Source organism: Candidatus Hydrogenedentota bacterium, assembly GCA_019637335.1.
Taxonomy (GTDB): domain Bacteria; phylum Hydrogenedentota; class Hydrogenedentia; order Hydrogenedentales; family JAEUWI01; genus JAEUWI01.
Genome location: JAHBVV010000001.1, coordinates 479,856 through 493,523, shown reverse-complemented (window position 1 = coordinate 493,523; position 13,668 = coordinate 479,856). Strand labels below are relative to the sequence as shown.

The following is a 13,668-nucleotide window of genomic DNA, read 5'->3' as shown; positions in this document are numbered from 1 at the left end:
ACCGTGCCACGCGATCGGGCAACGCCCGTTCGTGTGCCCGTGTTCACGGACGCCAGCGATACATAGAAAGCCCGGGCGAGCGATTCAAGCCCCACATCCAACCAGCACCAGAACCACACCGTGCCACGCGATCGGGCAACGCCCGTTCGTGTGCCCGTGTTCACGAACGCCAGCGACACAAAGGATGCCCGGGCGAGCGATTCAATCCCCGGCCCGGGTGCACAAAAAAAAACGCGCCCGCTGGATTATCCAACGGGCGCGCAATGATGTCTAAACTGATGCGAATCAGACCGCTTCAGCGGCCTTCTTGGCGGAAAGCGGGCAGGTCTTCGCCTCGCCTTCGGAGGAAGCCGCCGTCGCCTTGTCGCAGGTCTTCGCCTTGTCGCAAGACTTCTCGCCCTCGGAAGAAGCGGCCTTGGCCTTGTCGCAAGTCTTGGCTTCGCCTTCGGAGGAAGCCGCCTTGGCCTTGTCACAGGTCTTCGCCTCGCCCTCGGAGGAGGCAGCCTTCGCTACCTTCGACGGGCAGCAGCCGTCCTTCTTCTCACCTTCGGAAGAGGCGGCCTTCGCCTTGTCGCACGCCTTCTCGCCCTCGGAGGAAGCCGCCGTCGCCTTGTCGCAGGTCTTGGCCTTGTCGCAAGCCTTCTCGCCCTCGGAGGAAGCCGCCGTCGCCTTGTCGCACGTCTTGGCCTTGTCGCACGCCTTCTCGCCCTCGGAAGAAGCCGCCGTCGCCTTGTCGCACGTCTTCGCCTTGTCGCACGCCTTCTCGCCTTCGGAGGAAGCCGCCGTCGCCTTGTCGCACGTCTTGGCTTCACCCTCGGAGGACGCCGCAAGCGCCTTCGCGGCCGAAAGCGGGCACGTGCCCTCGCCAGCGCCGGCAAGCGCCGTCGCGGTCGCCACGCCGGACAGCGCCACCATCGCCGCCGTAAACACCGCCCATTTCTTCAGACTGCCACCGCGAGCAGCGGTTTCTTCTACAACGTTCTGTTCGCGTTCTTCGATCATACCAGTGCACTCCTGAATGTTTGGTTGATGCAACCCGACTCACTGTACCCGAGCAATTGGCCGCAGCACAGTACTGCGTAAGGTCTATTCACGACAATTGAATCACAATGTCACCTGGGACAAACGACATCACTGCCACCTCCAGCATAGCAGACATCCACGCCCGCTGCAACAAGTCTGGCGCCGCAGCCGCCAGCCGCCGGGACACCGCGCAAGCAATTACCGCAAAACAGGTTAGAAACTCGGAAACCACCAAACCCCCAGGCGCTCGCAGAATTCACACCGCCCGCGAATACCTCTTCCCCGCCGAAGGGTCAAACGCCGTCGCCAACCTGGCCGCCGTACGGTTCCTCATGGTCGCCGGGATCAAGGTGGACATACCCGTCTCGCCCAAAAGGTGAGTCTCTCGGGCATACTTGGTGGCCGCGCCCTGTCCGCGGCGGCGGCGTTCCGGCCCAGAGGGCTAGGAAATCTTGGCGAAGCGAATACGAGCCAGAATCACCTTTTCCATTTCGACGACAACGAATACCACGGCCGCGACGGCGAGGATGACGGCCCAGAAGGCGGGGTTGAGGGACGCGGTGCCAAAGAGCGTGTGCGAGAGAGGAACGTAGGTGTATAACAACTGAGCAACGACGATGGTCAGTGCGGCCGCGAGGACCACGCGGTTGCCAAATATGCCCTCGAAGTTGAGCACGGATGAGTGGATGTGGCGGACGCCGAAGAGGTAGAAGACCTCGAAAAACACGAGGGTGTTCACCGCGGCGGTGCGGGCGACTTCGATGTCGGCGCCCTTGTCCAATGCCCATAGGAAGACCCCGAAAGTGCCCGCGCACAATAGCGCGGATACGAAGGAGATGCGCCACAGGAAGTGGCTGGACAGGAGGTTCGCCTTTGGGTGGCGCGGGGGGCGCCGCATCACGTCCTTCTCGGGCGGCTCGAAGGCCAGGGCGATACCGAGGGTGATGGAGCACACCATGTTCACCCAGAGAATCTGGACCGGCGTGATGGGCATCTCCTCCCAACCGAGCAGGACGGCCGCGATGATGGTCAGCGCCTCGCCGCCGCTCGCGGGCAGCACGAAAAGGATCGCCTTGCGGAGGTTGTCGTAGACCGTGCGCCCTTCCTCGACGGCATGGGCGATGGAGGCGAAGTTGTCGTCGGTAAGCACCATGTCCGACGCCTCTTTCGAGACCTCCGTGCCCCGCCGGCCCATGGCCACGCCCACGTCCGCGCTTTTCAGCGCCGGGGCGTCGTTCACCCCGTCGCCCGTCATGGCCACCACGTGGCCGTTCGCCTGGACCGCCCGAACAAGGCGTAGCTTGTGTTCGGGGTCAACCCGAGCGAAGATGTCCGTCTCCTCGACCGCCTTCCGAAGCTCGTCGTCACCCATTTTGTCGAGGTCGCGGCCCGTGAGGGCGTGCTTGCCGTCGCCGATGGAAAGTTCCTGGCCGATAGCCCTGGCCGTCGCCGCGTGGTCGCCGGTGATCATCTTCACGCGGATGCCCGCCGACTGACATTCGGCGATTGCCCGAATGGCCTCGTCCCGCGGCGGGTCGATGATGCCCACCACGCCAAGGAGCGTCAGGCCGCCCTCCACGACCGCCATGTCCAACGTGCTGCGATCCGGTTCGGACGTGCGGTAGGCCACCGCCAGCAGCCGCTGGCCCAACTGGGCCTCGCCGTCGAGCACTTGCTCCCAGTAGGCCCGGTCGAGGGCGCATTCGTCCTCGCCCCAGCCCTGGGCGGTGCACATGTCCAGGATGCGCTCGGGCGCGCCCTTCACGCAGATACGCGTGCCGCCCGCGCCGTCGCCGTTCAGCGTGGCCATGTAGCGGTGCTCCGATTCAAAGGGAATGGAGTCAAGCCTGGGGTGGGCTTCCGACAGGGCCTCGGGGTCGAGTCCGGCCTTCTGCGCCAGCACGAGGAGCGCGCCCTCCGTCGGGTCGCCGTCAATGTGCCATTGCCCCTGGTCCTCCCGGAGTGACGCGTCGTTGCACAAGAGCCCGGTCTCAAGGAGGGCCAGCAAGGCGGGATGCTCGGCGGGCGATCCGACCGCCTCGCCGTCGAGGTGCAGTTGGCCCCGGGGGGCGTAGCCCACGCCTTCCGCGGCGAAGCGCTGGTCCGGAAGATGCACCGAACGCGCCGTCATCTCGTTGCGGGTAAGCGTGCCGGTCTTGTCCGAGCAGATGGTGGTCACGGCGCCCAGGGTGTCCACGGCGGGCAAGTGCCGGATGATGGCGTGCCGCCCCGCCATGCGCTGCACGCCGATGGACAGCGTGATGGTCATGATGGCCGGCAGGCCCTCCGGAATGGCCGCCACGGCCAGGCTCACGGCGGCGAGGAACGTACTGCCTGCGGGAAAGCTGTGGACGAATACGCCGATGGAGAAGGTCACGGCCGCAACACCAATGATGACCACGGCCAGGACGCGGCCAAAGGCGGACATCTTCTGGATCAGTGGCGTCGCCAGGGGCTCCACATCGGAAAGCATGGCGCTGATCCGGCCAATTTCGGTGTGCTCGCCCGTCGCCGTCACAACGCCCGTGGCCTGGCCGTAAGTGACCAGCGTGCCCGAAAAGGCCATCGACCGCTGGTCGCCCAATGCCGCCGGCTCCGGCGCACAGTCCGTGTGCTTCGACGCCGCCACCGACTCGCCCGTGAGGATGGACTCGTCGATGCGCAGGTTCTTCGCCTTGATTAGCCGCAGGTCCGCGGGCACCTTGTCCCCCGACTGAAGGAGCACGATGTCGCCGGGGACGATCTCCTCCGCCGGCACAGGCGCCTTGCGCCCGTCCCGCAGCAGCATCGCCTTCAGGGAGAGGAGGTTGCGGATGGCGTCGAGCGCCCGTTCCGCCTTGCCTTCCTGCATGAAGCCGATAAAGCTGTTGATGAACACGACGCCCATGATGACGCCTGTGTCCACCCAGTGGCCGAGCAGGGCGGTGACCACGGCGGCCACGAGCAGCAGATAGATCAGCATGTTGTGGAAGTGGGAGAGGAAACGCAGGAGGGGCGACTTGCCCGCCGGCGGGGCGAGCCGATTGGCGCCATGCTCTTCGAGGCGCCGTGCGGCCTCGTCGGAGGCGAGTCCGTTCTCGGAGCTTTCCAGCCGCTCGAGGGCCTCCGCGCTCTCCAGTGCATGCCAGGCGCGCCGCGTGGCCGTGGGCGAGGCGCCATCCATCCGCGTCGTCTTCATAACTTCGTGCCTTCGTGTCTGGTTGTTTCCAGCCATCCGAAGGTTGCTTATACCGAATCGCGGATCATTCTGTCCACTTACATCCGGGCATTACGCCCTTCGCCGCCGCCTCGGGATCGGTGGGGCGCAACGCCAAAACGCTCGATCCTGCCGCATGCCGGCGCACCCGATTCACGTGTTTCCTCGGGGCCATCGTGTCCGAAGACACGAGCGGAGGCGCATATTGATCCGCACGGCGCGCGGCGGGCATAGTTTGGACGTGTCAGGAACTCCCCATGCCCGAAGATCTCTTTGAAGCCGCCGCCGCCGATCGCCTCCGCGCCGAGGCCCCCCTCGCGCGGCGCGTGGCCCCGCGCACGCTCGACGAATTCGCCGGACAGGAACACATCCTCGGGCCAGGCAAGCTCCTCCGGCGCGCCATCGAAGCCGACCGCATCACTTCGCTCATCCTCTACGGCCCCCCCGGCACCGGAAAGACCGCCCTCGCCCGCATCATCGCCATGCGCACCAAATCGGCCTTTGAACCCCTCAACGCCGTCACCTCCGGCGTCAAGGAGCTCCGGGAACTCCTCGCCCAGGCCAAACAGCGCCGCATCCACGAACAGCGCCGCACCATCGTATTCGTCGACGAGCTACACCGCTTCAACCGCGCCCAACAGGACGCGCTCCTGCCCGACGTGGAAAACGGCAACATCACCCTCATCGGCGCCACCACCGAAAACCCCTTCTTCTCCGTCGTCGCGCCGCTCCTGTCGCGCTCCCAGATCTTCGAGTTCAAGCGGCACGACGAAGCCGCCCTGGTCCGCCTGATGCGCCGCGCGCTCACCCACCCCGAACTGGGCATGGACCCCGCCGCAATCACCGTCGACGACGACGCCTTCGACCACATCGCGCGCTACGCCGAGGGCGACGTCCGCCGCGCCCTCAACGCCCTGGAAGTCGCCCTGCTGACCACACCGCCCACCGAAGGAAAGCTCCACATCGACCTGGAGGCCGCCCGCGAGTCCATCCAGCGGAAACTCCTCCACTACGACGGCACGGGCGACGCCCACTACGACGCGGCCTCCGCCTTCATCAAGTCCATGCGCGGAAGCAACCCCGATTCCGCCCTCTACTGGATGGCCCGCATGCTCGAAGCCGGCGAAACGCCCCGTTTCGTCGCCCGCCGCATCTGCATCGCCGCCGCCGAAGACGTCGGCAACGCCGACCCCATGGCCCTCGTCCTGGCCAACGCCGCCTTCCAGGCCTGCGAGTTCATCGGCATGCCCGAAGCCCGGATCCTCCTGTCCCAGGCCGTCACCTACATCGCCGCCGCGCCCAAGAGCAACGCCGCCTACACCGCGATCGACGCCGCCCTGGCCGATGTGCGCGAGGGCAAGACGGTGGAAATTCCCCAGCACCTGCAAGACGCCCACTACAAGGGCGCGAAACGCCTCGGCCACGGCAAGGACTACCAGTACGCCCACGACTTCGAGGACAACTACGTCCCCCAGGACTACGGCGTGCCGCGCGGAACCTACTACCGCCCCACCGCCAACGGAAAAGAAGCCGAAATCCGCGCGCGCATGGAAAACCTCGACGAGCGCGACCGTGAGAAACGCAACGACTAGCCTCGAGTTTCCTGGCGAGTCTAATCCGTACTACTAACTGTCAACCTCTTGATCTCCTGAACATTTCCGGGCAAATCTGGACAGTCGCCGTGAATCCACCATCGCCGCAACCGATCAACGTGCGCCAACGCGGCTTGGGCTTCCAGCCAGCGACAGCGTGCGCGGCGCATTCGATTAACCTGTTGCTCCGAAGTCTCGAAATCCCACCAAAGACAAATCATTCCACTTTGTGTTCTTTGTACTACTATCCGTCATTTTCTTGTTTTTTCTGCAAGTTCTTGCGCGCAAAATCTCCATAACAATCTGTTGTAAAAGCATTTACGAATTGGAAACTCCAAGGAGAATTTCCGGGCCGTCCCATGAATTTCGTGGCCGGTATTCCTCAATTGACCACGGATTACACCGATGACACGGATTGAAGCGAAACTCGAACCAAACGAGAAGAAGCAGCCCGCCGCCCCTTCCACCCCGCTACAATTCCGATGCTGAACAATCCGAACAGGCTGCGTCGAAAATCGCGCGCAGCCGCCGGCACGCATCAACGACCGGAACCAATTGCTATCCGTGTCATCCGTGTCATCCGTGTCATCCGTGGTCACAAATCCTGATCGCGGCCAGTGGCCGCTCGAGGCGCATTCGTGTGCATTGGAGTTCATTCGTGGTTAAGAATGCGCTCTCGATCATCCACCCGATCCATCTGCGTACCAGGAATCACCCTTTGCGCTCTCTGCGTTCTCTGCGGTCAAAACGTCGTCTCTCTTTCTCTTCGTGACCTTCGCGCCCTTCGTGGTGATCATTTCTTTGGTTGCGGCCCGCGGCTGCGCTGAGCTCATTGTGGCCACCAATTCAATCCCCCCAGCGCGCCGCCCGCCTTGACCCCGCATCGCGCCCAGAATGGCCGACTTGCGCCGTCGCGTGAATAACACCCTTTCCCAAACTCGCTCTACTCACGCCCTTCGTGATGATCTCTTCTTACGTTGCGGCCAAAGGCTGCTCTGCGTAATCCGCGGGCAGAATGCGAGCCAGCGCATGGCGGACGGTGGAAATCATGTATTGGGCGACGCCGTCCGCATTCACCAAGCGCTTATTGGTAATCCGGGCATCCAGATTCGGATACGGTCAGCGTAGACGTCGCTAAGTTTCAATTGTCCGGTGCGCAGCATTTGGTCGATCCAGTCGCCGATAATCCGGGCGGCCTCGTCTGACTTAAGTTGGAGCATTAGCATGTCCGCGGGTAATTCTTGGCCTGTCTCCTCAGTGAAGTCGCTTCGCACCGCCTCCCATTTCTCTTCAGGCACAACAACGGGCGTCCCCTGGATGGCGCCGGCCAGCGCGATACGTAACAGCTCGTTGCGCGTGTTCTCCCGCCCTGCTTCGCTCACTTCGGCGGGTTCCCGCGTCCTCCAGTATTTTTTCATTGCATGTGCATCGGGGTAGGCATTCTTCATACCGTCCCAAAGCGCCGGTGAAATCCCCACGGGCGCGAGCATTTCCCGATAGATAGCTTCGCTTTCGTCCGGCGCCTGGTGCCAGGCCGACAAGGCCCGCTCCATGTCGTCCTGATGGTTTAAGTACTGCGAGATCCCAGGGAGGAGAGATTCCATCTCCGCGGTCTTCATTCTTATGACGCGCTCGATTTCGGCGTCGGAAACATGCAGGCCACGCCGCGCGATCTCCATCGCAATTACCTGGTCCTGGACCGCGCGCCAAAGCTGCGCAGGTGATATATCGCCCCATGCCTGATTCTTGACCAGTGGCGGCGCCTCGATGGGCTCTCCGCGAAGGGTGCCGGGGCTTGGCAAGCCGCAACCGGCCAGGCCGAAACTTAGAGCGATGAAAGCAATATGGAGTGCGCGGCGTGTCATCCTGTGCCCTCTCATAGGTTGGCTGCCGAAGTCTATACCCCCAGTATGTTCTGTAGCGGATCCGGATGCAAGTGGTAGTGGAGCGAAAATGGGAACTTCGCGCGGTCTTGTTCCCGCCGCATTGTCCCGCCCGCGCGGCGTCGTGTATAACGGCCTTCTCAACCATAAAGGTCCCGCCCGATGCCAAGATGCCTCCCGATCCTGTGCTGCCTGCTCTTCTACACCACAGCCGCCGCCGCTACCCATCCCGCACTGAACCAGCACTGGGTCCGCGATGCCAATGCGCCCGCCGTCTCCCTCGGCGACCCCGGCGCCTTCGACGACACGCACCTCTTCGCCCCCTGCGTCATCGAAGAGAACGGCGTATTCTCCCTCTACTACTGCGGCTCCCAAAAAGACGTGGCCAGCCGCGTCTTTCAGATGGGCCTCGCCACCAGCGCCGACGGCATGAACTTCACCAAGCGCCCCGATCCCGTCTTCGCCTTCGGCGACGGGCGGCGCTCGGTATTGACCCCCACCATGCTCCGAAGCCCGGACGGCTCGGTCCTGCGCGAAAACGGCAAACTCCGCATGTGGTTCACCGCGGCGGATCTCACCGGCGGCTCGGGCGAACACACCCTCCACGAATCGGCCAGCGAGGACGGCATCGCGTGGTCCGACCCATCCCCCGCGCAACTGGACGGCGTCTACGCCCCCACAATCATCCGCGAGGACGGAGAATACCGCATGTGGTACACCGACGTGCGCGCGGAGCCCTGGGTCATCCGCCACGCGCGCAGCGGCGATGGCGTCGCCTGGGAACCCGACGCCGATCCCTGCCTCGTCATCGATCAGCCCTGGGAGCGGGACCGCCTCTTCTACCCCGCCGTAATCAAGCACGTCGACCGTTACATCATGTGGTACGGCGCCTACTGGACCGGACGCCCGAACACCACCGCCATCGGCGCGGCCATCAGCCTCGACGGGCGAACCTGGATCAAGGCCCCGCGCAACCCCGTCCTCACTCCCGACGAATCCCGCCCCTGGGAGTCCCACTACACCACGAGCCAGTCCGTGTTGAAGCTCGACGACGGCGCCTGGCGCATCTGGTACGCCTCCCGCAAGGCCCCGCCCTTCGAAAACAAGTATTTCGCCATCGGCACGGCCCGCTGGGATCACGCCGCCGCGCTGGACCCCGCAGCCTGGCCTGATCGCGCCGCCAAACTCCGCGCGGGCATGGCAGAGGCCCTTACCCTCCCCGAATCACGACCGCCCCTCGACGCCAACACGCACCGCACAACCCCGGGAGACGGCTACACCATCGAATCCGTGACCTACGCGAGCGAACCCGGCTCCCGCGTCACCGCGCTGCTCTACCGCCCCGAGGGCAAGGGCCCCTTCCCCGCGATTGTCCTCGCCTGCGGCCACGGCGGCTCAAAATCCGCCCTCTACGCGCAATACGCTGGCCAGCTCTACGCGAAACACGGTTTCGCCCTTCTCGCCGTCGACACCATCGGCGAGGAAGAGCGCCACGCCGAACGCAAGATGGGCGCGCGCGGCCACGACCTCTACCACCTCCCGAAGGAAGCGCGCGGCCCCTTCATGGAAAACGAAATGAAGCGCTCCATCCTCGGCAAAATCGTGTGGGACCTCATGCGCGGCATCGACTACCTCGAAAGCCGCCCCGATGTGGACGCCGCACGCATCGGCAGCATCGGCTCGTCGCTCGGTGGCGCGAGCAACACCAGCCTCGCCATCCTGGACAGCCGCGTGAAAGCCGCGATCATCAGCGGCTGGGGCTACATCCCCAGCCTCGGCGTCAAGAGCAAGCCCTGCACCCAGATCCCCTACCGCGACTTCGCCGCCATGATGGACTTCGGCGAAATGACCGCCCTCTTCGCGCCGCACGCCGCGACGATCTTCCTCAACGGCACGTCCGACAGCATCATCGACCCCGACGAGGATGGCGCCGCGCTCACCCGGGGCGTAAAGGAAGACCTGGCGGCCGCCAGGTCGCTTCTCGATCGCGCGGGCATCCCCCACACTCTCGACGCCGCCTTCGAGCAGGACGCCTGCCACCGCCCCTACATCCTCACGCCCCGCGCCGTCCAGTGGATGCAAGAACACCTCCAGGGGCGCGTGGATGAAAAGGACTGGCCCACCGTCCATTACGGGACCTGGGCCGAAAGCCAGGGCCAGCGCCTCGAAAAACTGTACGACACCGAGGCGCGACAGCGCGGCACGGCGGCCGTCGACATCGGCGCGGTCTACCGCGATCCCGCGGATCTCGCCTGCCTCCCGCTCGACACCCCGCCGCCCCCCGAGTACACCTTCAAAGGCTGGGTCGATCAATGCCTCGCCCGCGCAAAAAACACCCCGTCCATTCGCCGCGGCGAATCCACCACGCCCACCACGTCCACCACATCCACCACGTCCACCACGTCCACTCTGTCCACTCTGTCCACTACGTCCACTCCGTCCACTACGTCCACTCTGTCCACTACGTCCACTACGTCCACTCCGTCCACTACGTCCACCCCGCTCGAAGACCGCCTCCTCGACACCGCGCGCGCCTACGCCGACGCCATGCTCGCCCACGGGCGCGACCGTTACGGCGACGAGCACACCCCCCTCTTCGCGGCCGCGCTCGACCGCGCCACCGGCGCGCTGCTGGAAGGCGATCGCCTCGAACAGGTCCGAAACATCCCGCGCGAGGAATGGGGCATCCGCAACCATGATCGTTCCCTCACCGGCGCCAACCCCATGCACGATCAGAACCTCTACCAGCTCCTCTACGCGCTGTCGAAAACCACCGGCGACACCCGATACGCCGAAGCCGCCGATGACGCCCTGGAGTGGTTTTTCACCCGCGCCCGCCACCCCGAAACGAACCTGCTGCCCTGGGGCGAACACCTCTCCTGGGATTTCCGCGAGGAAAAGCCCTTCCTGGCCTCGGGCGGCGACATCGGCACGCACGAATTCTTCCGGCCCTGGGTCCTCTGGCCGCGCGCCTATTCCCTCGCGCCCGAAGCCGCTGCACAATTCGCCACCGGCCTCTGGGAGCACCAGATCGGCGACCACGCCACCGGAGCCTTCTCCCGCCACGCCGGCTTCACCGCCCACCGCACCGGTACAAAGGACGAATACCCCCGCCACGGCGGCTTCTACATCGCCACCTGGGCGCACGCCTGGGCCGCCACCGAGAACCCCGCCTACCTCGAACACATCAAGACCCTCGTGGGCTACTTCGAAGGCCGCCGCCACCCCGTTTCCGGCGCCCTCCCCGCCGAAAGCGCCGATCGCTCCAAAGGCATGATGATCTGGCCGTCAAGCAACCTCTCCCTCGCCATTGATCTGGAAGACGGCGCCGCCCGCGTGCCCGCCGCCACCGCCGCACGCATGCGCGCCTGCGCCGAAAAATCCGACCGCGTTTACCTCAACCTCGCGCACGACCTCGCCCCCGGCGGGCGCGGCTTCGCCACCACCGCCCACACCGAAACCCTGGAGCCCGGCAGCTTCTCCCGACCCTGGGCCACCGGCTACGGCGAGGCGACCGACGCCCAGCTCGCCAACATGTGCCTCCTCCGCTACGCCCAGCGGCCCATCGCCGGATACCGGGAACTCGCCCGCGCCGCCGCCGCGCGATACCTCGACAGCGCGCCCGACACCACGATCCCGCTCTACCCCGGCGCCCTCGCCGACGCCATCGAGCTCATGATCCAGTGCCACCTCCTCGAACAGGACCCCGCATACCTCGCCCGCGCCGAATACTTCGCCGGCGAAGCCCTCCGCATCTTCTTCGACAGCGGCCCCCTCCCGCGCGCCAGCGCCAGGCACGACCACTACGAAGCCATCACCCGCGGCGACACCCTCGCCATGGTCCTCCTGAAGCTATGGGCCGCAAAAAACCAGCCCGAACTCCTCAACCAGCTCGTCTGGAACGAGCGCTGAAGGCGCCAGGCACAGCATCCCCGTTTGCCACATAGCCCGCCCACGCCACCACCAGGCTGCCTCACACGCTCCGCTGCCGCGCGGGCGCCCCTGTGCCACGCGATCGCGCCCCGGGCGCGTTCGTGTGCCTGGAGCAACACCAACCCCGCATCCAGCCCCACCACCCCATACGAGCGCTTCCCCAATATTCAATCCCCCGCCCGCGCGCGGCTCCAACTCCACGCGCGCAGCCCCGCCCTCGCAACGCGGTCCCGCTGCGCCGCGAGGTGGACCACCAGCAGTCCGCGCTCATTCTCCGGCAACTGCGCCAGGGCGCCCTCCAGCACCGGCGCCGCATCCAGGCTCAGCACCCGAAGATACGCCACATCCAGCTGCACCGCGCCGCTGCCGCCCTGCCGGCGTACACGCCCTTCCTCAGGCGCCTCAACCGCGGTCGCATTGGCCTTCATCCGCTCAATATTCACCCGCGCGATCAAGGCATCGGGATTCATCACCTGCACCGCAAGAAAAAGCGCCACCGCCGCCGCCATCGGCCCCATCAGGAAAGAATCCCGCCGATCCCGCAACACAGTGAGCGTGTGCCATACAATTCCCATTCCGATCCACGCAATGCCCGCGCTCGCGTATACCCGCAGCCGGGTCAGGCCATAGACCTCCTGATAGATCGCCATGCGGTGGGCCGCCGACGCCAGGATGCAAAGCAGCAGCGCCGCCTGGATCCCCGCGAGGAGCTGGAAAACGCGCCGGGCCCCGGCGCTTTCATTCCGCAGCCACCAGTCGAAAAGCAGTTGCATCGGCAACACCAGCGCCGCCACCGCCGCCAACTCGAAGAAACCCCGGCGCGCATACGCGGCATAAGAAACCCCGGCCGTCTCCTGGACATACGCATCGCCGCCAAAGAAATAGCCCAACTGCACGGCCACGAAAGCGCCAAACAGCACATCGAGCGCCGCCATCGGTATCAACAGGTCCAGCCGCGCCAGGGCAAGCCCCTTCGCTTTCATTTCAGTCAGAAGTTCCTCCGGCTCCCCATACCAGAACGACGGATGCGCCCGCGGCCGGTTGGTCCACACCACCAGCGCCAGCCCGAAGAACGCCGCAATCCAGAACACGTGCCGAAACCACGTCGCCCAGTTCGCATCCGTAAACGAGGACAAGAGCGCGCTGAACCGTGCGTCGGCGCGGCCCAGCAACGCGCCAAAGAAAAGCACCAGCACACACGCGATGATAACGCCCTTCAACGTGCCGTCAAACAGGCCGCGGCCGCGCTCCCGGCGAGCCGCGCGCGCTAGTTGCAATTGAAACACGGGCAAGAGCAGCCAGGCGTACAGCGTGCGCTGCACGTGCATCGCCGCCACCACCGTGGGCGCGGGAAAAAGGCGAATGCCGTTGACCAAAAGCTGTATCCAGATCACCGTCAGAAAGAAAAGCAATACGCTGCAAACCCGAAGGAAAGGCGCGTCCCGCCAGCTGGCGCAAAGCGCCGCCGCAAGTGCGAGCAGAAACAGCCCATCCAACCCGCGCACCGCGAACTTCCCCCCGCCAATCAATCCCACATTTGCCCCGGCCCCGCCGTCGGGCCGACGCCGGCGTATGCTCCACGCAAGCCCCGCCAGCAGCGCCACCGCCCACAGCGTGGCCCCCGCGCCAAGCAGATCCGGAAAGATCAGGATATTCCCCAGCACCCCCATCCCCAGCGCGGCCAGCAGCAGTGTCCCCGCCCGATCCCGGTCAAGCGGCTGAACCAGCTCGGGCAGATCCCGCGAGACCGCCGGCGCAACGAAGCGCTCCCCGCCGGGTCCACTCGGCCCACTCGGCCCACTCGGTCCACTCGGTCCACTCGGTCCACTCGGTCCACTCTGTCCACCCCACTCGACGATCGCTTCCTCGCCACCGCGCTGTCCGGCGGTCAGCCCGCCCTCCCCGCTTTCGGATTGAACGGCATCGGGAATTTCAGGGTCGGACATGTCAATCGCTCCCTTCGCTGCAACACTTCCAGGCGCCCGCAGTGACGCCCCTGAGGCTGATACTATACCGAAACACCCCATGGAGTTCCGCCACC

Annotated in this window: 6 protein-coding genes; 2 read left to right on the top strand and 4 right to left on the bottom strand. The window is 65.3% G+C overall.

The features are described from left to right. Window positions 1–285 precede the first annotated feature (285 nt). On the bottom strand, window positions 286–1,002 hold the full coding sequence (locus KF886_01790) for a hypothetical protein (protein ID MBX3176069.1): 717 nt from the start codon (window positions 1,000–1,002) through the stop codon (window positions 286–288). A gap of 463 nt (window positions 1,003–1,465) precedes the next feature. Beyond that, on the bottom strand, window positions 1,466–4,186 hold the full coding sequence (locus KF886_01785) for a cation-transporting P-type ATPase (protein ID MBX3176068.1): 2,721 nt from the start codon (window positions 4,184–4,186) through the stop codon (window positions 1,466–1,468). A 290-nt stretch (window positions 4,187–4,476) separates the two neighbouring features. On the opposite strand from KF886_01785, the gene KF886_01780 reads away from it, so the two are divergent. Then, on the top strand, window positions 4,477–5,811 hold the full coding sequence (locus KF886_01780; GenBank protein ID MBX3176067.1) for a replication-associated recombination protein A: 1,335 nt from the start codon (window positions 4,477–4,479) through the stop codon (window positions 5,809–5,811). 1,073 nt (window positions 5,812–6,884) lie between these two features. On the opposite strand, the gene KF886_01775 is transcribed toward KF886_01780, so the two are convergent. Beyond that, a complete protein-coding gene (locus KF886_01775; GenBank protein MBX3176066.1) occupies window positions 6,885–7,676 on the bottom strand; it encodes a hypothetical protein in 792 nt (263 codons plus the stop codon). A gap of 180 nt (window positions 7,677–7,856) precedes the next feature. Between KF886_01775 and KF886_01770 the strand changes: the two genes are divergently transcribed. Continuing rightward, window positions 7,857–11,606: an acetylxylan esterase gene (locus tag KF886_01770; protein ID MBX3176065.1), complete on the top strand. Its 3,750-nt coding sequence runs from the start codon at window positions 7,857–7,859 to the stop codon at window positions 11,604–11,606. A 188-nt stretch (window positions 11,607–11,794) separates the two neighbouring features. Here the strand turns inward: KF886_01770 and KF886_01765 are convergent, their stop codons facing one another. Further along, the gene (locus tag KF886_01765; GenBank protein ID MBX3176064.1) at window positions 11,795–13,573 is read right to left on the bottom strand and encodes a DUF4173 domain-containing protein; all 1,779 of its coding nucleotides are present in this window, start codon (window positions 13,571–13,573) and stop codon (window positions 11,795–11,797) included. Window positions 13,574–13,668: the final 95 nt, after the last annotated feature.

What these genes read in the sequence shown, in the direction of transcription:
- KF886_01790 (MBX3176069.1), bottom strand. Translation starts at nt 1,002, where the DNA reads ATGATCGAAGAACGCGAACAGAACGTTGTAGAAGAAACCGCTGCTCGC.
- KF886_01765 (MBX3176064.1), bottom strand. Translation starts at nt 13,573, where the DNA reads ATGTCCGACCCTGAAATTCCCGATGCCGTTCAATCCGAAAGCGGGGAG.
- KF886_01775 (MBX3176066.1), bottom strand. Translation starts at nt 7,676, where the DNA reads ATGACACGCCGCGCACTCCATATTGCTTTCATCGCTCTAAGTTTCGGC.
- KF886_01770 (MBX3176065.1), top strand. Translation starts at nt 7,857, where the DNA reads ATGCCAAGATGCCTCCCGATCCTGTGCTGCCTGCTCTTCTACACCACA.
- KF886_01780 (MBX3176067.1), top strand. Translation starts at nt 4,477, where the DNA reads ATGCCCGAAGATCTCTTTGAAGCCGCCGCCGCCGATCGCCTCCGCGCC.
- KF886_01785 (MBX3176068.1), bottom strand. Translation starts at nt 4,186, where the DNA reads ATGGATGGCGCCTCGCCCACGGCCACGCGGCGCGCCTGGCATGCACTG.